We start from the raw sequence: 18,590 nt of genomic DNA, 5'->3' as shown, positions 1-18,590 counted from the left end.
TTCGGTGATCTAGAGGTTAAACCGCCGTTTCATCAAGAGGCTGATGCAGCAGTTGGTGTAAGGTATCCGAATCGAGATTGAGCTCGTGTTGATATTGGTGGAACGCAGACCAGTGCGCATTTTCGTAGGCGATAACAAGCTGTAATACTTGAGCGAGCAAACCTTCTCCCTTGAGAAGGGCAGTGATAATTTCTTGGTCGAGTGGGGTCTGCGACAGAATAGACTCGAGAGGTTGATCGAGCAGTGAATCAAGAAGTGAAAACATACCAACTAAGAAAGCTTCTCCATGTGTGTAGTGGCTATCGAGTTGCTTTACGATGTCATGACAGCGTTGTGCTCTAGCCACAGCGAGTTGGTATAAAGCATTGGGTTTACTACCTTCAATACAAGCGAGTGACACTAACGAGGAAAACTGACGAATCTTTTCTTCACCTAGGTATGCCAGTGCCTGAGAAAACGATTTAATACTTTTTTGCAGGTAAAAGCGAGTGTTGACATAAGACAGTAATTTAAAGGACAGAGTCACATCACTGGCGACAATCTGCTCAACGGCTTTGAGATCCATCGGGCTTTGTGCGATTTCTTGGCACAGTTTGATGGTGGTGAGCAAAGAAGGGTTGACGTGCTTGTTTTGTATCATCTCAGGCTTACTAAAAAAGTAACCTTGAAATAAGACAAATCCCGCCGCTCTCGCTTGCTTAAACTCATCGTACGTTTCGACTTTCTCAGCTAAAAAAGTCATTTTAGGGTAAACACTGTGAACGGAGCGAATAAACTTGGCTGCTTTTTCTATGGTCACAGCGCGAATGTCAAATTTGATGATACTGATATAAGGTAGAAAACGTCCCCACGTTTGGTGTGGTATGAAGTCATCGAGAGCGAGTTGGTAGCCTTGTTGTGCTAATTCTTTAACGGCGACTAGCAGCTCATCCGTTGGCGGGCAATCTTCTAAAATCTCGACAATCAGTGCTTCTTTGGGAAATAAACTTGGGATACCGTTTATCAGGCTTTCATAGGGAAAGTTAACAAAGCCAAATTTACCGTTTAAGGTCTCGTTAATATTGACCAATAAATGGTCTGATAGCAGCCGGCTGGTTGCCAACTCAGGGTCGATGTCAGGGAAGGTATTTTTCGGACCGTCACGAAACAAAAGTTCGTATCCTTGGGTGTTAAGGTCGACATCAAGTATAGGTTGGCGAGCAATATAACTGTAAGGCATAAACGGCATGATATTGTAATACGGTGTGCTTATCATACCGAATATTGCTAAAAAACAAACAAATAGCGTTGTAATTTTAGTGTGCTATCACAGAAGTGGGAAAAAAAACAATTGTTTGTGATCTGAAGTGATTTTCAAATAACTGCCTTGTTCAAACCAGTCTCCCAGAACAATGCGCTGAGCGTGTTGTTCACCGCATAAGAAATGATGAACATTGGGTCGATGCGTATGGCCGTGGATCAAACATTGTACTTGTTGCTCTATCAACCTTTGTTCTACCGCGCGTTGATTGACATCCATAATGGTCATCGATTTTTGCTGTTTTTCGTCGCGAGCATTGTGTTGTATTTTGCTGACAATATAACGGCGAAGAGCAAAGGGTAAGTGATTAAACAGCCACTGTAGCCAAGGCTGATGAACCTTAGCACGAAAGTTTTGGTAGGCTTGGTCATCGGTACACAAAGTATCACCGTGCATAATCAACACTCGCTCACCGTAAAGATCGATCACCACTTCATCGGCGAGCAAAGTCATGCCGGTTTGCTGACAAAAGCGCTGACCGAGTAGAAAATCTCGGTTGCCTTGGATGAAATACACGGGTACCCGGTGTTGATGGGTCAATTGGTGAATGGCCGCTTTTATCGTGTTGGCAAAATCACTGTTGTCATCATCGCCAATCCAAAAATCAAATAAGTCCCCAAGTATGTAAAGGGCATCGGCGTCAGGTGCTTGTTTGGATAAAAAAGAGAGGAAAGCGTGAGTCATGTCTGGTGCATTTGGGCTTAAATGCAAATCAGCAATAAATAATGTGGTCATAATGATCTTGTCATGGGTAAAAAAGGGGCCATTAACAGCCCCTAGTGACAGAATTAGTCTTCAATGGTGGTGCCAGTGATGATAACTTCATCAAGTGGAACGTCTTGATGCATGCCATAAGCACCTGTGCTGACCCCTTTGATTTTATTAACGACTTCCATGCCTTCAATCACTTCACCAAACACACAGTAGCCCCAACCGTCACGAGATTCAGAGCGAAAATCGAGGAAAGTGTTGTTGTTCACATTGATAAAAAACTGAGAGCTAGCCGAGTGAGGATCCATGGTACGTGCCATTGCTAAAGTGCCGACTTTGTTGCTCAAACCATTGTTCGCTTCGTTTTTGATCGGTGCTCTGCTCGCTTTCTCTTTCAGACCGGACTCCATGCCACCGCCTTGGACCATAAATCCATCAATCACACGGTGGAAAAGAGTGTTATCGTAGAAGCCATCACGGCAGTACTGACGGAAGTTTTCTGCGGTAATTGGCGCTTTTTCATCGTTGAGTTGAATTTTGATGTCGCCAAAATTGGTATGAAGAGTGATCATATCGTTACCTTTTGATTAATTAAACAGTGCGAAGTTTATCGCAAGTAGCCTTAGATGCAATCCTTTTCAGTTCCGCTCGGTAGCAACTTAACGGACAAAAGGATTTTCGCACGTAAAGTGTTACGAAATAACATTGAAATTGATATACTGCTTAGCTATTTCCATTCACTGACAATAACTATAGATAGAGATCATGTTGAAAATATATAACACGCTCACTCGACAGAAAGAGGAATTCAAACCCATTAACGCCGGTAAAGTAGGCATGTATGTCTGCGGAGTGACCATCTATGATCTTTGTCACATTGGGCATGGGCGTACATTTGTGTCTTTTGACGTGGTGTCACGTTATTTACGTTATTTAGGCTACGACTTGACGTACGTGCGCAATATTACCGATATCGACGATAAAATTATTAAACGCGCCGAAGAGAATAATGAGTCTTGTGACACCTTAACTCAGCGCTTGATTGAGGAAATGTACGCCGATTTTGATGCGCTGAATATTAAGCGTCCCGATATTGAACCAAGAGCGACCGGTCATATTGATGATATTATTGCTCTTGTTCAAACCTTGATTGAAAAAGAGTTTGCTTACGTTGCTGAGAACGGCGACGTCATGTTTGAAGTCAGCAAGTACGAGCAATATGGTCAGTTATCTGGTCAAGACTTGGAGCAGTTGCAAGTTGGGGCTCGGGTTGATGTTGAAAAAGCCAAACGCAGCCCAATGGACTTTGTGCTGTGGAAAATGTCGAAGCCAGGTGAGCCTAAATGGTCTTCTCCTTGGGGAGAAGGACGCCCTGGGTGGCACATTGAATGTTCTGCTATGAACAAAGCGATTTTGGGCGATCATTTCGACATTCACGGTGGTGGGTCAGATTTGCAATTTCCACACCATGAAAATGAAATTGCCCAGTCTTGCTGTGCTCATGGTAGTGACTATGTCAATACTTGGATGCACAGTGGTATGGTCATGGTCGACAAAGAGAAAATGTCAAAATCTCTCGGCAATTTCTTCACCATTCGCGATGTTTTGCAGCACTATGATGCAGAGACAGTTCGTTACTTCTTGATGTCGGGCCACTATCGCAGTCAATTGAACTACAGCGAAGAAAACCTCAATCAGGCAAGGGCGTCATTAGAGCGTTTGTACACTGCGCTGCGCGATTTGGACACCTCTGTGCCAGCACAAGGTGGCGAAGCCTTTATCGAACGTTTTAACCAGGCGATGAACGATGATTTTAACACCCCAGAAGCTTACTCAGTTTTGTTTGACTTGGCGCGTGAAATCAACCGTCTCAAAGCCGTAGATCTCACCAAAGCAAGCGCACTTGGCAGCGTGTTAAAACAACTGGCCGATGTGATTGGCATTTTAAATCAAGCGCCCGAAGCCTTTTTACAAGGTGGCGCAGACAGCGATGAAGATGTTGCTGAGATTGAAGCGTTGATCAAACTTCGCAATGATTCACGTGCTGCTAAAGATTGGGCCAATGCCGATCTGGCTCGCGATAAGCTCAACGAATTGGGTATTGTGCTCGAAGATGGCCCGCAAGGCACCACTTGGCGACGCAAATAATTTACTCGGGATGAGGCTGTGATTGATCACAGCCTTTTTTATGATGACATTGGATGATTTTTAGAGGCCTTGGTTTTGGCGCAAATGTATTTTTATTACTCGGCGATGAATGCCGGTAAATCGACCACCTTGTTACAATCTTCGTTTAACTATCGCGAGCGGGGCATGAACCCGGTCATTTTTACCGCTCGTATTGATGACCGCTACGGCATTGGCAAAGTGGCTTCGCGTATCGGGCTACAATCCGATGCCGAGTTATACGATAGCGACACAGATTTGCTGGCCCAAATACAACACATGCATCAGCAACAGCCTCACCACTGTATTTTAATTGATGAGTGCCAGTTTTTAACCAAAGCGCAAGTGTATCAATTAACCGAAGTGGTCGATAAACTCGATATTCCGGTGCTTTGCTACGGTCTGCGCACCGATTTTCGCGGTGAGCTTTTCGAGGGCAGTCAGTACCTGCTCGCTTGGGCAGACAAATTGGTTGAATTAAAAACCATCTGTCACTGCGGGCGTAAAGCCAATATGGTGATCCGCACGGATGAAAACGGTAAAGCGATTGCCGAAGGGGACCAAGTAGCCATTGGTGGTAATGAGCGCTACGAGTCAGTTTGTCGTCAACACTATAAAAGCGCGCTAGACCAAGCCAATAACGCCCGTTAAGCAAGTTTACTCGCTTGAGGTAAACTCAATCGCCTTAATGGCATCAAGGCTATGAGGGTACTGATATTGAAATCCTTGTTTGGTAATCAAATCGCCATTGATGGTTTTTCCCGGTGACGGTGACTGCGGCGGCAAGGGAGCACTTAGCTTGGCTGTTTCAATGGCAACGCGATAGAATTCTGCTTTACTGACTGAGGTTGGGCAAGACAGGTTATAAATACCTTCACACTGATGGGTAAGGCAAAATTCAATCGCTCTTATCACATCACTTTGGTGCACCATATTTGCACTCGCCTGGGTACTGACGCTTTTCAGGCGAGCTGCGAATCGGGCGGGATGGCGAGACGGTCCAATTAAGCCACTGCAGCGTAAAATCGTGCTTTTAAATCCGCGATGACTCAGTGTCGCCTCAGCGTCGAGCATTGCGATGGCCTTGTCACCAAAAAGAGGGTTGTTTTTTGCAAGCGCTAAACTGGCGTCTTCTTCTTTCATGATGGCGGATTGATCAGGGTAGACGGACGTTGAACTGATTTGAATGACCTGCTTGACTTGTGTCTGGTGACACAGTTCGGCGATACATTGCCAGTGAGACAGGTAATGCTCTCCTTTACCGTGGCGAAATCCTGGAGGGAAACACCCAATGACAAGATCAAAGCCATGAGTGGTCATTAGCTCGGCGAGTGATTGTCGTCCGCTGTCTTGATTGAGGTCCAAGTGGTGCAAAATCACTGATGGGGGTAAGGTCTCTTCACGCACGCTTCTACGAACGACGTGCACCTGACTGTTTTTGAACTGATTTGACCGCACCAATTGATTGGCCAGTGGCGAGCCGAGCCAACCGCCACCAATAATGAGTAACTTAGACATGTTTCTCCTCACCACGTCTTGGGTATTTTAGCTCATTTTGAATTAATGGCTTAAGCACATCAATAGCAATGGCCACGTTTTCAAGAACTAACGTAATAATAACCAATGTAGCAGTGACCACGGGGTGGCAACATACGTTTGATGAGTCGGATGTTAGTTAATCAGTTATCTATGTCGCGCGCAGAGGTGACTAATGACTCTTGAGCAGACCAAAATTCAGTAACTTGCTGAGGTTGTAACATTCGCCATTCGACCAACGGACAGTCGTTGCGCTCTTCTTGTTGAGTGGGTAACCATTGTGCTTCCATATTCGACTCCTAGACATAAATAGGGACATCAGCCTTTCCTTTGGCCTAAACTAATACTAGATCATGACAAGTTGTTGACGGCAATATTATTGTCTTGTTGTGTTTAAAATGTGAGCAAGATTACAAAATAGCCGGGATTGCAGGGGGTAAGCCTAGCCCGTTTATCGATGGTGGCGCGATACTGTGTTAATTGACCAGTTGAGCAAGAGGGGCAAAGCGAGCCTGCTCTTCGGCCTTTTCCACCTCTGATGGCTTGGCAAATTGCTGGGCGAGACGTTGAATGGTGGTTAAATTCGTTGACATCGGCGCACTGCTTTTTAGTGCCGGGTGGTAAAGTAATTTCAGTAAGATCACGTCTAAGGGGCTTAGCAAGTCGTTGGGTGAAGCATCATTAAAAATCGACGGAAAAACCTTGTCTGAGTCATTGGGCAAGCCCAGTGACTGGGTAAGCTCTTCGACAATACAGGCCAACAGTTTGCCTTTTTCTCGAGCATAATCCACAGGAATGACGGTACCGGCAAACGTGATACGGTGAGAGCGAATACGTAAAGCCGCTTGACATATCGCATCGTCAATCGGTGCTTTACCTAAGGTTGTTCTTACGGCTCTCTCAAAGTGAGAGGCCTGAGTAAACACAATGACAAAGTTGGCGGCTTTTCGGCTGCTTGCGGTGGTAATTGACAGTCCAGTGAGACTGGCAAGATGCTGAAAATGCAGTTCGACCAGTTGTTGATGAGGTGCTTGCTGACCAACTTGATGCTCAATCCAATAGCGGATTGGGCCTTGCCACTTGCGCAGAGGTTGCTGAGTATGTGTGGTGTCGTATTCGTTGTGTAGTGCTATCTCGCGAAAAGCATAGGTGATGTAGTCAGCATTTTTCCAGTGCTCATCCGGTGAAGAAGCCATTGATGAGTTGATGGTAAAGCATCCAAGTAAACCGATAAAACTAGCGCGTTGGAGAGTGGTAAAAATGGTTTTCCACCAAACGTTGAGTAATCGGGTGCTGGCCATGGTTAATCACCTCTTGAGTTAATCCACATTCAACGACTTCCCCTTGGTGCATGACCATGACTTTATCACTGATGTGTTTCACCACGCCAATGTGTTGTGATACATAAACAAAGGAAACGCCCATTTCTTCTTGTAAAGAGAGAAACAAATTAATGATTTGCGAGCGCATCGCCATATCGAGGCCATTGAGGGCTTCATCGGCAATGATGACCGAAGGCTGTAACACCAAAGCTCTGGCAAGGCACACTCTTTGTTTTTGTCCTGACGCTAACATTTGTGGGTAGAAATACGCGTGTTCAGGCAACAATCCTACTCGAATCAAGGTTTCTTTTACTCGTTTTACTCGTTCATCACTCGACATATTAGTATTGCGTTGTAGTGGCCCCTCTAGAATACGGCCTATTTGCAACCTTGGGTTAAGCGAGGTATTGGGATCTTGAAATATCATGCGGATCAGCTTGCAACGAGTGCTGTAATCGCGATGCTCTAGCCGCTCGCCATTAACGCGAATTTGCCCTGAGCTGGGTTCAATTATGCCTGCGAGCATTTTGACCAAAGTCGATTTTCCTGAGCCATTTTGACCGATAAAACTCAGGGTTTCACCCACTTCGAGTTGAAAACTCATCGGTTTTACAATCTCAGTGACTTGTTTGCGAAACAAGCCTGAGCGCGTGACGATGTGTTTGCTTAACTGCTCAACTTCCAACAATGCGCTCATATTTTGGCTTTGGCTCCGTAAAGTTTAAAGGAAAATGACAACTGAATTTGTGGTTCTTTATGGTGCGAGTATAAGGTATTTCAACGCATTGTCGTTGCGCATACGGGCAGCGAGGCCCGAGCCTGCATCCTATCGGTAAGTGCTGAAGTGGCGGAATCGAGCCTGGTAACGATTGTAATTTGTGTTTATGGGGAATGCGCTCGGCAAAATTGGGCATCGCATTGAGCAGGGCCACAGTGTAAGGGTGCTTTGGCTCGTTGAGCAGTTTGGCCGTTTCTGCAGACTCAACTGACTGTCCACAATACATGACTGTGATCCGTTTAGCCCAGTGGGTAATGGTATTGAGATCGTGGCCGATCAAGAGGATCGTAGTATTGCCAATTTGATTCATACGGCTGAGCAGGCGAAGAATTTGCGCTTGAGTAATGGGGTCAAGGTCATTGGTTGGTTCGTCGGCGACCAATATTTTGGGTTTGTTGGCGATCGCCATGGCAATCATGACCTTTTGACATTCCCCATCGGTTAAATCGTAGGAATAGCTTTGCATAATTCGCTTGTGCTCTTTGATACCGACTTTGTGTAATAGAGCGATGGCTTGCTTGCGCCTTTCTGCGGCTCGAAATGGCCACGGGCGCTTGAGTGCTCGGTTGGGAATCGACTCCATTAATTGATTGCCAACGCTTTCGGATGGGTCAAAACAAGTACTGGGCTCTTGAAATATCATCGCAATATCGCGGGCGATCACTCGGCGCCGTTCTTTGGCGGACAACTGCAATAAATCGATATTGCCAAGACGCATTCGGTCGGCACTGACACGCCAATTTTCTTTACATACTCCAACAAGGGCTTTGGCGACCAAGCTTTTACCAGAGCCAGACTCACCGACTAAGCCGCGAATTTCACCTTCGGTTAAAGTTAAACTCATGCGATCAACGGCTTTGACACGACCTTGAGGGGTTTCAATTTCAATGGTGAGGTGGCGAATATCCAATAATGGCATTTATTCAATCCCCGCGTTAAGTGCTTGTCTGGTTCCTTCACCGACGAGGTTAATAACAACAACGGTAAACATAATAAACAAGCCTGGTAAGGTAACGGTCCAAGGGGCCAAATAAAGCAGTTCAACGGAATCGCCCAAAATTGCCCCCCATTCTGTACTAGGCGCTTGGGCACCCAGGCCTAAAAAGCCCAAAGCCGCCATATCGAGAATGGCCAAAGACAAAGCCATGGTCAATTCGGCCGAAATGACGGTTAAGATATTGGGCATGATCGAATGCCATAGCAAGTAAAAATCTTTGGCGCCATCGAGTCTCGCGGCCATGATGTAATCTTTTTTGACTTCGCGACTGACCGCAGTATAAACCGAGCGGATAAACCCGGGAATTAAAGACAAACCAATGGCAAAGGCGACATTAATTTCCCCAAACCCTAAAAAGGCGACGATAACAATAGCCAGTAGCAGTGAAGGGATGGCCATGATGGTATCGAGTAAGTGATTTAGTGTACTCGATAATAATCCCTTGGTCATACCGGCAAATACGCCAATCAGCCCGCCGATAACACCGGCAATTAATGTCACTATTAAGGCTAATCCGACGGTACTTTGCGAACCAATAATCAAACGCGACAAGATATCGCGACCTAAATCGTCGGTACCGAGAAAATAGTCAACGGTACCGTTGGTGTCCCATGATGGCGGAGTGAGAAGGTGGTTACTTTGCATTTGCGGATCATGGGGGGCAATCCAAGGTGAGAGTACCGTGATCAGTAAAATCAATAAAAAGCACCACAAGCCAAACATGGCCAAGTTATTGCTACGATAACTGCGCCAAAACCGTTCAAATTGTGTAGGGATATGCTCTTCTTGATAAACGCTATTTGGCTGCATACCAGTCATTCCTCATTCTTGGGTTGATCAGTACGGCGAGTAACTCAGATAAAATATTAGCCGTTAACACGACAGTGGCGACCACCATGACGCCAGCCTGGATGGATTGAAAGTCGCGATTGAATAATGCATCGAGCAACCAACGGCCAATTCCGGGCCAATTAAAAATAGATTCAGTAATAAATACCAATGCCATCATGCTTGACAGCTGTGCGCCGATTTTAGGCAGTACGGGTGGGATGGCATTGTGGAGTACGTGTTTGACAATGATTTGTACATTGGATAAACCGCGAATTCTTGCTACTCGGATGTAATTGTTTTTCATCACATCGGTGACGGAATTACGGATTAAAATGATCATTTGCATCGTAGGAAAAAGCGCCAAGACCACCACAGGTAGCGCCATATGACGCAGCACGCTGTAAAACGCGGCCATGCGATAGGCACTGTCCGAGAGCAGGGCATCAATACTGGCAAACCCAGTCACGTTGGGGATCTCGTAAAGTAGGTTATAGCGACCAGAGACAGGAAAAAATGCCAGGTGGAGTGAAAAAGTCATGATCAGTAGCATGGCAATCCAAAAAATGGGGGCAGATGAGCCGGCCATCGATAAAAAAGAAATGACCGTATCTTGCCATTTGCCGGGTTTCATTCCCGCTAATACTCCCGCTGGGAGTCCGATCAAGAGGCTGACAAAAAATGCGGTTACACACAGTTCTAGTGTAGCGGGAAAAACGATTTTGAGCTCTTCACTGATCGGTAAACCTTGTTGATTGGTACCAAAATTAAACTGAATCAGCTCAAGAAGGTAACGATACCAGCCGGAAAAAAAATCGGCATGTGCCCACGCTGAATCGGTGTCTAATCGCAAGAGTGAATAGCCGACCAGGGTCAAAATCAACAGGGTAATGATGAATAAATTAATTCGGCGTAGGGTATACAAAAACATCAGTGTACCCTCTCAACTAGGTTGAAGGGCTGCGCGTTAAAAGGACTATTAATAAACCCCTGTAACGAGGTGTCACTGACGCGATATTGCATGCCATGGGCCAACGGGATCACAGGAAAATCTTGGTTCATGATATTTTGTGCTTGAAAGTAAATATTTCGTCGGTAGCGAAAGCGCTCAGTTTCAAGGGCAAGGTCAAGGAGTACATCAAAGTCTTCATTGCACCAATGTGAAATGTTAATCCCTGCAATTTTTCCCTCACAGGACAGCAAAGGCCTTAAAAAGTTGTCTGGCTCACCAGAATCGCCAATCCAGCCGGTGAGCAATAAGTCAATATGACTGAGTTGCTCACGACTCGGCTTTTGCATTTCCTTGTCGGTAATGATGTCGAGAGCGATACCAATATCCGCTAAATTTGACTTAATAAGCTCAGCGGTTTTTCTTGGACTGGGGTTGTAAGCTCTTGGCTCAAGAGGCACAAACATGGTCAGCTGTGTTCCTGCTTTAACGTTGGCATCGCGCAATAGAGCTAAAGCGTAATTGCGGTCATAGCGAATGGTGATGGAATCGCGGCGATAAGCCCAAGAAGAGGGAGGCAATAATGTATCCGCGCGTACCCCTCGACCGTAATAGACCGAATCGAGAATGTTTTGTCGGTTGATCGCTAAGTTGAGGGCATGGCGAACTCGCGGGTTATTCACCACGGCTCTTTGGGTGTTGATGGCCACAAAGGCCACGTTCATCGCCGGGGTGGCCGTTAACTGTAATTTTTCATTGTCCTCAATGATTGGAATTTGACTGGATATCGGAGAATTGAGCACGTCACATTCTTGACGCAGCAATTTGGCAAGCGTGCCGGTGCCACGCTTGGATACGTCAAACACCACTTGCTTCATTTTGGCTTTTTCGCCCCAATAGGCCTCATTGCGCTTGAGGCGAATCCAATCGCCAGTTTTGTAGTGCTCAAGGTAAAAAGGGCCGGTACCGACCGGAAATCGGTCTATGTGATTTTTTTCATCGCGCGCTGCTAATTGTTGGGCGTACTCTTGCGATAAGATCACCGCGTGACTGGTGGCAATGTCAGACAGGAAAGCATAATTGGCATTATTGAGCTCAAACTGAACCGTGTGTGCATCGAGAGCGGTCACAGAGTGGACGATATTTTGAAAATCAATGCCAGTGAACCAAGGATAATGACCACCATTGACCTCGTGATAATCATTGTCGTGATTTAAGATGCGTTGAAAACTAAAGACCACGTCTTGCGCTCTTAGCGGGCGATTCGGGGTGAACCAATCGGTCGTTTGAAATTGCACATCACGACGCAAATAAAACGTATAGGTCTTTCCATTGTTACTGATTTGCCAATCGCGAGCCAAACTGGGCTCTGGCCGATGAGTCACCGGGTTTAGGGTGACAAGCCGATCGTAAATTTGCGGACTCAGGGCTTCTGCGGTGATCCCGCTGTCGACTAACTGAGGGTTAAATGTACTGGGCGCCGCTTGGCCACAATAGACAAAGCCGCTTTGTCGAATTTGTTCCACTTGCGGTGAGGCGTCACAAGCGCTTAAAAATCCAACGCCCAATAAACCAAGAGTGAAGCGAATATATGTTTTCATTGCGTGATGTCTGTCTGTGGCGTATGCGTTCACAAATAAGTGAATAATCTAACATGCTTTTGAACTGTGACCAAGGTAAAGCCTTGTTCTGACAGTAAAGGCTTATTGATTTTTACTATGTATAACGACAAATCGTCTAAAGTCAATGAATAGAGGTTTTTTACCCACGAGTGTTTATTTTTCGATGAATGTCATATTTTTTCATTAAACCTCTTAATTGATCATAGCTTAAATTCAATCCTTGTGCGGTGTGCTTTTGATGGTATTGATAAAATGCCAAGGCTTGCTTAATTAAATCGCGGCTGAATTGATCTTGCTGTTGAGTAAAATCAAGTGGAAACGTGATGTCAGACGCTTGGCGCCTTGGTGTACTGACGTTTGAATCTGATTCGGGCGATGACCAGGGTGCTTGAAAGGGGTCAAGGATCACCTGATCCACGGGAGTGTTTTTTCCATGGTGGTAAAGGCTGCGCTCGACCACATTTTTTAACTCTCTAACATTGCCAGGCCAAGTGTAATTTAACAGGGCCTGCTTGGCAAAAGTCGACCAACCACCAAAGTAACTGATCTTTTGTTCTTGTTGCCAGCGGATGGCAAAGTGTTCTGCTAAGGGAAGAATATCATCTTGGCGTGCGCTTAATGGCGGCACATGAACCACATCAAAGGCGAGTCGATCGAGTAAGTCTGCGCGAAACTGCCCTTGTTGTACCGCTTTTTTTAAGCATTGATGACTTGCACCAATCACGCGAATATCGATCTGTTGTACTTGTTGGCCTCCGAGGCGTTCAAATTGACCGTATTCAATTAAACGCAACATTTTCTCTTGCGCTTCTAAGGTCAATGTGGCGATTTCGTCGAGAAAAAGGGTACCGCCATTGGCACGCTCAAATTTGCCTAATCGGCGCTGTTTGGCACCGGTAAACGCCCCCGCTTCATGGCCAAACAATTCACTTTCGAGCAGTTGCGGTGAGAATGACGCGCAATTAATTTTTATCAAAGGGTGTTGCCAGCGCGCAGATAAATAGTGCAAACGTTCGGCAAACAGTTCCTTGCCCGTTCCGCGCTCACCTTGAATGAGAACCGGGCGATTGACGGTGGCTAATAGGGAGGCTTTTTCCACTGCAGCCAAAAAGTTCGCGGCCTCGCCGATTAAGACCTGAGTCGTTGGGGGGGTTATCATGTGGTTATTTTGACCATTTTTTGGTGAGTGTTACTGTTCATACTAGCGGGTTATAGAGAGAAATCCAGTAAGTCATTCATATTGATGGGGTTTATATATTGGCATGCTTCTTGGTTATTTATCCTTGTGTAAAGGGTTTATTACGGCTTATTTTCGCTGGCTATAAACCTTGTGTCGGCGGTGCTACGCCAAGTTTAGCCCCAGAGTGAGGGAGGTATTATGAGTGTATTTTCGCGTTTTAGTGACATTATCAGTGCCAACATTAGCGCTTTGTTAGACAAAGCCGAAGACCCACAAAAAATGATCCGTCTTATCATTCAAGAAATGGAAGATACCCTGGTGGAAGTTCGTACCCAGATGGCCAAGAGCTTAGCGGACAAGCGCGAGTTAACCAGAGTCAAAGATCAACGTACGCAACAGCTTGAAGATTGGCAAAACAAAGTGCGTTTAGCTCTGAGTAAAGACAGAGATGATTTGGCACGCGCGGCTATCATCGAGAAGAATAAACTGGCCAAAGTCGTGGAAGCGATGGCTCAAGATGAGCAAACCATTGATGACAATTTGGCTAAACTGAGCTCGGAAGTGGATAAATTGGAACAAAAAATTACCGAGACGCGGGCCAAGCAGCAAGCCTTGTTGATTCGAGAACAAGCGGCAACGTCGAGAAGTAAAGTTCAATCGCACATCAATCGCGTACAAGTGGCAAAATACGAAGCGCAGTTTGAACAATTGGCCCGTAAAATTGATCACTTAGAAGGGCAAGCCGATGTGGCGAGCAAGCCATCATCGGAGCTTGAACAAGCGTTTAATGATCTCGAAGCGCAAGATGAGATCGAACAAGAGTTGGCGGCAATGAAAGCACAAATTGAAGCGCAAAAAGCAAACTCGATTAAGGAGTAACTATGTCATTCATGTTTTTGAGTGTGCCATTGGCATTGTTTTGTCTTATTGTCGCCCCTTTGTGGTTGGTACTGCACTACCGAACTAAGCGCCGTAACGCCAATGGGCTCAGTCAACAAGAAGCGGCAAAACTCGAGCGTTTGACGTTACAAGCTCATAAACTGCAGCAGCGAGTCGATGTGCTAGAGCGTATTCTCGATGCCTCATCACCGGATTGGAGGCAGTATGATCAAGGATAATAGTTTAGCGCGCGATCCTGAGCGCGCGGTGTTCAGTGGCGTGTGTGCTGGAGTGGCACGCTATCTCGAAGTCGAGGTATGGCTGGTTAGAGTGTGTGTGATAAGTGTGTCGCTGCTCGGTGGAGCCATGTTGACACTACTCGCTTATTTAGCCATGAGCTTTTTATTGGAAAAAAGACGTGATCCCAAAGTCGATAAGCTCAAGCAGCACACGTGGCAAGAGGGAGTGAGTGTCAGTCAACGACTTGCCGATGTTGAGCGCAACCTGCAAAACATTGAGCAAAAAGTGGTTAAGGTTGAAGCTTATGTGACATCCTCACAATATTCCGTCGACCAAGCGTTTCGTCAGTTGTAAGCGATTATCAAATAATGGAGTCATCATGACAAAAGAATGTGCTTGGTCATTGCATCACCCACTAGAACGCGATTATCACGATAGTGAGTGGGGGGTACCCGTGTACGATGATCGTATCTTATTTGAGTTTATTACCCTAGAGGGGGCACAAGCTGGATTGAGTTGGCTCACCGTGCTCAAGCGCCGTGATGCGTACCGGCAAGCCTTTGTTGATTATCAATTAGAGCAGATTGTTGACTTTGATGAGCAAGACATTGAACGTATTATGACCGACTATGACGTGATTAAACATCGCAAAAAATTACAATCGGTGGTAAGTAATGCCCAAGCTGCTCTCACATTACAGCGAGAGTGGGGCAGTCTGTCCCATGCGTTGTGGCAATTTGTCGATCATCAACCGATCGTCAACCATTGGACAACAGCCTGCCAAGTTCCCACAGCCACTCCAGAATCCAAAGCCATGAGTGTCTTTTTGAAAAAGGCCGGTTTTCGTTTTGTCGGAGAAACCATTTGTTACGCCTTTATGCAGGCAATGGGAATGGTGAATGATCACTTGGTGTCTTGCCCTTGCCGAAAAAAGTCATAATGGCAAACACCGGTTTTGATTTTTGATGAGGGGGCATTGAGTTGCCCCCTTTTGGTGTGAGGCTATTGAGCTAAGGTATTTTGATAGTGTTCAAAACCTTGTTCAAGGTCGGCGATTAAATCCGACACATCTTCCAGTCCGATGTGTAATCGGATCAGGGTACCGTCAAAGTTGGGGTTGGCCACTGTTCTCAAACTGGTGAAACTTTTTGGCTCATTGGCTAAGATCAAGCTCTCATATCCGCCCCAGGAGAACCCCATACTAAAGTGCTTGAGGTTGTCTAATAAGGCGGTGGTTGCTTTGCTATCACTGTGTTTGAGGATGAACGAGAACAAGCCATTGCCACCGGTAAAATCGCGTTTGAAAAATTCATGACCAGGGCACGATTCTAATGCGGGGTGGCGCACTTCAGCGACCAACGGATGCTGAGCCAACCACTGAGCGACCGCCAAGCTATTTTGGGCGTGCTGTTTTAAACGCAAATCTAACGTTCTTATGCCGCGCAGGCCCGTATAAGCGTCATCGGGTGAGACACATTGGCCCATTAAGTAGCTTTGTTCGCGCAACTGTGGCCACAGCGCTTCGCTGGCGACAGCCGTGCCGAGCATGACATCGGAGTGACCGACTATGTACTTCGTTGCTGCTTGAATCGAAATGTCAACCCCGTGCTCAAACGGTGAGAAATGCAAACCGCCAGACCAAGTGTTATCCAACATGACAATAATGTCGTGCTGGTGGGCAATGTGAGATAAGGTGGGGATGTCTTGCACTTCCATGGTGATTGAGCCGGGTGACTCCGTAAAGAGCAGTTTGGTATTGGGCTGAATGTAATCGACCAAATCGCTGCCCACCGTTGGTGGATAGTAAGTAGTTTCTACACCTAACTTCTTAAGCATGGTATTGCAAAAGTCACGCGTCGGTTCGTAACAGGTATCGACCATTAAAATGTGATCGCCCTGCTCGACAAAAGACAAGATGGCATTGGAAATGGCGGCTGTTCCACAAGGGTAAAGCGCACACCCGGCACCGCCTTCGAGCTCGGTCATCGCCTGCTGAAAAGCAAAATGGGTGTTGGTGCCTCGGCGTCCATAAAACAGGGTTTTTTCGCCGCGTTTTAAGGTGGCGGCGTTTTTCTCTGCGACGCTGTTAAACACCACAGTAGAAGCGCGTTGAATCGGTGGATTGACCACGCCTTGTGTCCATTGTTTGTCACGGCCTGCTTGGATAAGCTGTGTGGTTTTTTTTTCTGACATAATTATCCTTGTCGGCAATAAAGTGTTGAATTTAAATAATTAGAGGGATATTTTTCTAGGAAATCAGCCCAAGTGCCTACCAAGTTACAACAGTGGGTTGAATAAGTAAAAAATTCTTTCTAGAACACGAGAATACAGACTGCGTTGTTGCCAATGCTGCAAGTTGACTGACGCCGATGACGCTTGATAGCTTTGCTGTAATTGGCGTAAAGACTCGGTGAAATGCGCATCGTCGATTGCTAAGGTGAGTTCGAAATTAAGCCACAAACTGCGCATATCAATATTGACTGAGCCGACCAAACAAAAGTCTTCATCAATGATCACAGATTTAGTGTGTAATAAGCCACCGTCAAATTCATAGATAGTGATTCCCGCTTGCAAAAGCTCAGTGTAAAAAGCTCTTGATGCCCATTGCACCATTATTGAATCATTTTTCTTCGGGATAATAATACTGACATTAACACCACGCTGAGCCGTCATCTTGAGCGTTTCGAGTAAATCGGCGCTCGGCACAAAATAGGGGGTGGTGATACGCACGCTACGCTGAGCTTGGTGAATTGCCACAATCAACACTTGTGAGATCAAATGCTCTGGCATCCCAGGCCCTGAAGGGACCACTTGAATCGGGTTTGGCACCCCGGTGTCTTCAATGGAACATTGAGGTTTATTTGGCAGGCGACGTTCTCCGGTTTCGACTTCCCAGTCCCAGCAGTGTATGGCGGATAATACGTTCACCGTTGGGCCTTGGATACGGACCATAATATCAACCCAATGACCCACACCGCGGCCTTGTTTAAAATAAGCGGGATCAACCATATTCATTGAACCTGAATAGGCGGTGTTATCGTCAATGACGATGATCTTACGGTGCTGACGCAAATCTAAACGGCGGAAAAATGCTCGGAACAAATTTACATTTAACGCGGGTATGATACGAATATTGGCTCGTTTCATCATGGTAAGCCAATGGGAGTTAAAAAAGCGCCGACTGCCAGCAGAATCAAGTAGGATACGCACGCTCACGCCGCGCTTTGCCGCTTGAATTAACGCCGCGGATACCGAATCGACTAAGCCGCCTTGTTGCCAAATGTAAAATTCCATACGAATGGAGTGCTTGGCGTTCTCTATGTCTTTGATGATATTTGATAAGATGTGATTCGGCTCGGTTAACAGCTCTAACTGATTGCCACTAAGCGCAGGCAAGCCTAAACGGTTATTGCACAACTGATCGATTCGATAGATGTGACGACCGAGGGATTCTGGGGTGTGATCAATACAATCATGTAAACTATTAAACCAATTAGCAAAAGGGCCGAGCATTCTCTTTGCTCGCTCAGCACGTTTGCGTCCTAAGTTTAATTCGCCAAATAAAAAATAACTCAGTACACCAACAATCGGCAGAATATAAATGATCATTAACCAGGCGAGCGACACGCTCAAAGCTCGGCGTTTGAGTACGACTCGCAAGGTCACACCGGCCACCAACAGCCAATATAAGCCAATACCTGCCAATGTAAGGAAGTGATAAAATTTTTCCATAGAGACCTAAATAGTATCCTATAACAGACAAACATTTCGTTTGTTGCTTCCTTTCCCTTGGGTAAGCGTGACGTGCTGGAAAAGGGTCAATATGAGCTCATATTGCCTGAGTGTAAGCAGGCTGTGAAGTGGCGAAATAAAAAAGATCTCGTCAGAGCCGACGTCAAGACGGGGGGAAGCTCAGGTGAACGCTGACTTCATAACTCGATGTGCGTTTATGCTACTACTTTGATGTTTTACCAGTTAAACGAAGACAAACTGAACAAAAAAATAGCGGAAAGTCAACTTTTGCCTATAAAAGACAGAAAAATATACTAATAGCACTTTTCATTTTACGCTGAAACTGATTT

20 protein-coding genes are annotated in these 18,590 nt (G+C 45.9%); 6 read left to right on the top strand and 14 right to left on the bottom strand.

What is annotated here, in order from left to right; all coding sequences use genetic code 11:
- Positions 1 to 16: 16 nt before the first annotated feature.
- From AB0763_RS08090 to AB0763_RS08080, 3 genes are read right to left on the bottom strand one after another with little or no spacing between them, the layout of a single operon-like run.
- Positions 17 to 1,255, bottom strand: coding sequence for an EAL and HDOD domain-containing protein (locus AB0763_RS08090; RefSeq protein ID WP_306100246.1), 1,239 nt, complete (start codon positions 1,253 to 1,255; stop codon positions 17 to 19).
- 51 nt (positions 1,256 to 1,306) lie between these two features.
- Complete coding sequence (lpxH, locus tag AB0763_RS08085; protein WP_306100245.1) at positions 1,307 to 2,035, bottom strand: UDP-2,3-diacylglucosamine diphosphatase; 729 nt, start codon at positions 2,033 to 2,035, stop codon at positions 1,307 to 1,309.
- Positions 2,036 to 2,088: 53 nt separating this feature from the next.
- Positions 2,089 to 2,583: a peptidylprolyl isomerase gene (locus AB0763_RS08080; protein WP_306100244.1), complete on the bottom strand. Its 495-nt coding sequence runs from the start codon at positions 2,581 to 2,583 to the stop codon at positions 2,089 to 2,091.
- A gap of 193 nt (positions 2,584 to 2,776) precedes the next feature.
- On the opposite strand from AB0763_RS08080, the gene cysS reads away from it, so the two are divergent.
- Complete coding sequence (cysS, locus tag AB0763_RS08075; RefSeq protein WP_306100243.1) at positions 2,777 to 4,159, top strand: cysteine--tRNA ligase; 1,383 nt, start codon at positions 2,777 to 2,779, stop codon at positions 4,157 to 4,159.
- A gap of 75 nt (positions 4,160 to 4,234) precedes the next feature.
- On the top strand, positions 4,235 to 4,828 hold the full coding sequence (locus tag AB0763_RS08070) for a thymidine kinase (RefSeq protein WP_306100242.1): 594 nt from the start codon (positions 4,235 to 4,237) through the stop codon (positions 4,826 to 4,828).
- Between the two features lie 6 nt (positions 4,829 to 4,834).
- On the opposite strand, the gene AB0763_RS08065 is transcribed toward AB0763_RS08070, so the two are convergent.
- The 9 genes from AB0763_RS08065 to pspF all read right to left on the bottom strand — a co-directional run bounded on the left by AB0763_RS08065 (position 4,835) and on the right by pspF (position 13,368).
- A complete protein-coding gene (locus AB0763_RS08065) occupies positions 4,835 to 5,695 on the bottom strand; it encodes an NAD-dependent epimerase/dehydratase family protein (RefSeq protein ID WP_306100241.1) in 861 nt (286 codons plus the stop codon).
- A gap of 161 nt (positions 5,696 to 5,856) precedes the next feature.
- Positions 5,857 to 6,003, bottom strand: a complete 147-nt coding sequence (locus AB0763_RS08060) for a hypothetical protein (protein WP_306100240.1) — start codon at positions 6,001 to 6,003, stop codon at positions 5,857 to 5,859.
- 186 nt (positions 6,004 to 6,189) lie between these two features.
- Entirely contained in the window at positions 6,190 to 7,014 is an 825-nt protein-coding gene (locus AB0763_RS08055; protein WP_306100239.1) for a DUF2927 domain-containing protein, read from the bottom strand.
- Positions 6,950 to 7,732, bottom strand: coding sequence for an ATP-binding cassette domain-containing protein (locus AB0763_RS08050; RefSeq protein ID WP_306100238.1), 783 nt, complete (start codon positions 7,730 to 7,732; stop codon positions 6,950 to 6,952). Before AB0763_RS08050 ends, AB0763_RS08055 begins: the two co-directional genes overlap by 65 nt.
- Positions 7,710 to 8,732, bottom strand: coding sequence for an oligopeptide/dipeptide ABC transporter ATP-binding protein (locus AB0763_RS08045; RefSeq protein ID WP_306100237.1), 1,023 nt, complete (start codon positions 8,730 to 8,732; stop codon positions 7,710 to 7,712). Before AB0763_RS08045 ends, AB0763_RS08050 begins: the two co-directional genes overlap by 23 nt.
- Entirely contained in the window at positions 8,733 to 9,620 is an 888-nt protein-coding gene (locus tag AB0763_RS08040; RefSeq protein WP_306100236.1) for an ABC transporter permease subunit, read from the bottom strand.
- Positions 9,607 to 10,569, bottom strand: coding sequence for an ABC transporter permease subunit (locus AB0763_RS08035; RefSeq protein ID WP_306100235.1), 963 nt, complete (start codon positions 10,567 to 10,569; stop codon positions 9,607 to 9,609). The genes AB0763_RS08040 and AB0763_RS08035 overlap by 14 nt, the downstream gene beginning before the upstream one ends.
- Complete coding sequence (gene sapA, locus AB0763_RS08030) at positions 10,569 to 12,188, bottom strand: ABC transporter substrate-binding protein SapA (protein WP_306100234.1); 1,620 nt, start codon at positions 12,186 to 12,188, stop codon at positions 10,569 to 10,571. The genes AB0763_RS08035 and sapA overlap by 1 nt, the downstream gene beginning before the upstream one ends.
- Before the next feature lie 160 nt (positions 12,189 to 12,348).
- Positions 12,349 to 13,368, bottom strand: coding sequence for a phage shock protein operon transcriptional activator (gene pspF, locus AB0763_RS08025; RefSeq protein WP_306100233.1), 1,020 nt, complete (start codon positions 13,366 to 13,368; stop codon positions 12,349 to 12,351).
- Between the two features lie 219 nt (positions 13,369 to 13,587).
- On the opposite strand from pspF, the gene pspA reads away from it, so the two are divergent.
- The 4 genes from pspA to AB0763_RS08005 are packed head-to-tail and all read left to right on the top strand — an operon-like array spanning position 13,588 to position 15,448.
- On the top strand, positions 13,588 to 14,268 hold the full coding sequence (gene pspA / locus AB0763_RS08020) for a phage shock protein PspA (protein WP_306100232.1): 681 nt from the start codon (positions 13,588 to 13,590) through the stop codon (positions 14,266 to 14,268).
- A 2-nt stretch (positions 14,269 to 14,270) separates the two neighbouring features.
- Positions 14,271 to 14,507, top strand: a complete 237-nt coding sequence (gene pspB / locus AB0763_RS08015) for an envelope stress response membrane protein PspB (protein WP_306100231.1) — start codon at positions 14,271 to 14,273, stop codon at positions 14,505 to 14,507.
- The gene (pspC, locus tag AB0763_RS08010) at positions 14,494 to 14,862 is read left to right on the top strand and encodes an envelope stress response membrane protein PspC (RefSeq protein ID WP_306100230.1); all 369 of its coding nucleotides are present in this window, start codon (positions 14,494 to 14,496) and stop codon (positions 14,860 to 14,862) included. Before pspB ends, pspC begins: the two co-directional genes overlap by 14 nt.
- A gap of 25 nt (positions 14,863 to 14,887) precedes the next feature.
- Entirely contained in the window at positions 14,888 to 15,448 is a 561-nt protein-coding gene (locus tag AB0763_RS08005; RefSeq protein WP_306100229.1) for a DNA-3-methyladenine glycosylase I, read from the top strand.
- A gap of 62 nt (positions 15,449 to 15,510) precedes the next feature.
- Here AB0763_RS08005 and AB0763_RS08000 read toward each other — a convergent pair whose 3' ends face one another.
- Positions 15,511 to 16,701 carry a cystathionine beta-lyase gene (locus AB0763_RS08000; RefSeq protein ID WP_306100228.1) on the bottom strand — a complete coding sequence of 397 codons (1,191 nt, stop codon included), beginning with the start codon at positions 16,699 to 16,701 and terminating at the stop codon, positions 15,511 to 15,513.
- An 84-nt stretch (positions 16,702 to 16,785) separates the two neighbouring features.
- On the bottom strand, positions 16,786 to 18,240 hold the full coding sequence (gene cls, locus AB0763_RS07995) for a cardiolipin synthase (RefSeq protein ID WP_306100227.1): 1,455 nt from the start codon (positions 18,238 to 18,240) through the stop codon (positions 16,786 to 16,788).
- Positions 18,241 to 18,590: the final 350 nt, after the last annotated feature.

The sequence above is a fragment of the Vibrio sp. HB236076 genome (assembly GCF_040957575.1).
GTDB lineage: Bacteria > Pseudomonadota > Gammaproteobacteria > Enterobacterales > Vibrionaceae > Vibrio.
Note: the sequence above shows the minus strand (reverse complement) of the source record. Positions and strands in the feature narration are given on the sequence as shown.

Coding starts and splice junctions, on each gene's coding strand:
- AB0763_RS08060 (WP_306100240.1), bottom strand. CDS start 6,003: ATGGAAGCACAATGGTTACCCACTCAACAAGAAGAGCGCAACGACTGT.
- cls (WP_306100227.1), bottom strand. CDS start 18,240: ATGGAAAAATTTTATCACTTCCTTACATTGGCAGGTATTGGCTTATAT.
- AB0763_RS08045 (WP_306100237.1), bottom strand. CDS start 8,732: ATGCCATTATTGGATATTCGCCACCTCACCATTGAAATTGAAACCCCT.
- AB0763_RS08050 (WP_306100238.1), bottom strand. CDS start 7,732: ATGAGCGCATTGTTGGAAGTTGAGCAGTTAAGCAAACACATCGTCACG.
- AB0763_RS08090 (WP_306100246.1), bottom strand. CDS start 1,255: ATGATAAGCACACCGTATTACAATATCATGCCGTTTATGCCTTACAGT.
- pspF (WP_306100233.1), bottom strand. CDS start 13,368: ATGATAACCCCCCCAACGACTCAGGTCTTAATCGGCGAGGCCGCGAAC.
- AB0763_RS08080 (WP_306100244.1), bottom strand. CDS start 2,583: ATGATCACTCTTCATACCAATTTTGGCGACATCAAAATTCAACTCAAC.
- lpxH (WP_306100245.1), bottom strand. CDS start 2,035: ATGACCACATTATTTATTGCTGATTTGCATTTAAGCCCAAATGCACCA.
- AB0763_RS08055 (WP_306100239.1), bottom strand. CDS start 7,014: ATGGCCAGCACCCGATTACTCAACGTTTGGTGGAAAACCATTTTTACC.
- AB0763_RS08035 (WP_306100235.1), bottom strand. CDS start 10,569: ATGTTTTTGTATACCCTACGCCGAATTAATTTATTCATCATTACCCTG.
- pspB (WP_306100231.1), top strand. CDS start 14,271: ATGTCATTCATGTTTTTGAGTGTGCCATTGGCATTGTTTTGTCTTATT.
- cysS (WP_306100243.1), top strand. CDS start 2,777: ATGTTGAAAATATATAACACGCTCACTCGACAGAAAGAGGAATTCAAA.
- AB0763_RS08005 (WP_306100229.1), top strand. CDS start 14,888: ATGACAAAAGAATGTGCTTGGTCATTGCATCACCCACTAGAACGCGAT.
- pspA (WP_306100232.1), top strand. CDS start 13,588: ATGAGTGTATTTTCGCGTTTTAGTGACATTATCAGTGCCAACATTAGC.
- AB0763_RS08040 (WP_306100236.1), bottom strand. CDS start 9,620: ATGCAGCCAAATAGCGTTTATCAAGAAGAGCATATCCCTACACAATTT.
- pspC (WP_306100230.1), top strand. CDS start 14,494: ATGATCAAGGATAATAGTTTAGCGCGCGATCCTGAGCGCGCGGTGTTC.
- AB0763_RS08065 (WP_306100241.1), bottom strand. CDS start 5,695: ATGTCTAAGTTACTCATTATTGGTGGCGGTTGGCTCGGCTCGCCACTG.
- sapA (WP_306100234.1), bottom strand. CDS start 12,188: ATGAAAACATATATTCGCTTCACTCTTGGTTTATTGGGCGTTGGATTT.
- AB0763_RS08000 (WP_306100228.1), bottom strand. CDS start 16,701: ATGTCAGAAAAAAAAACCACACAGCTTATCCAAGCAGGCCGTGACAAA.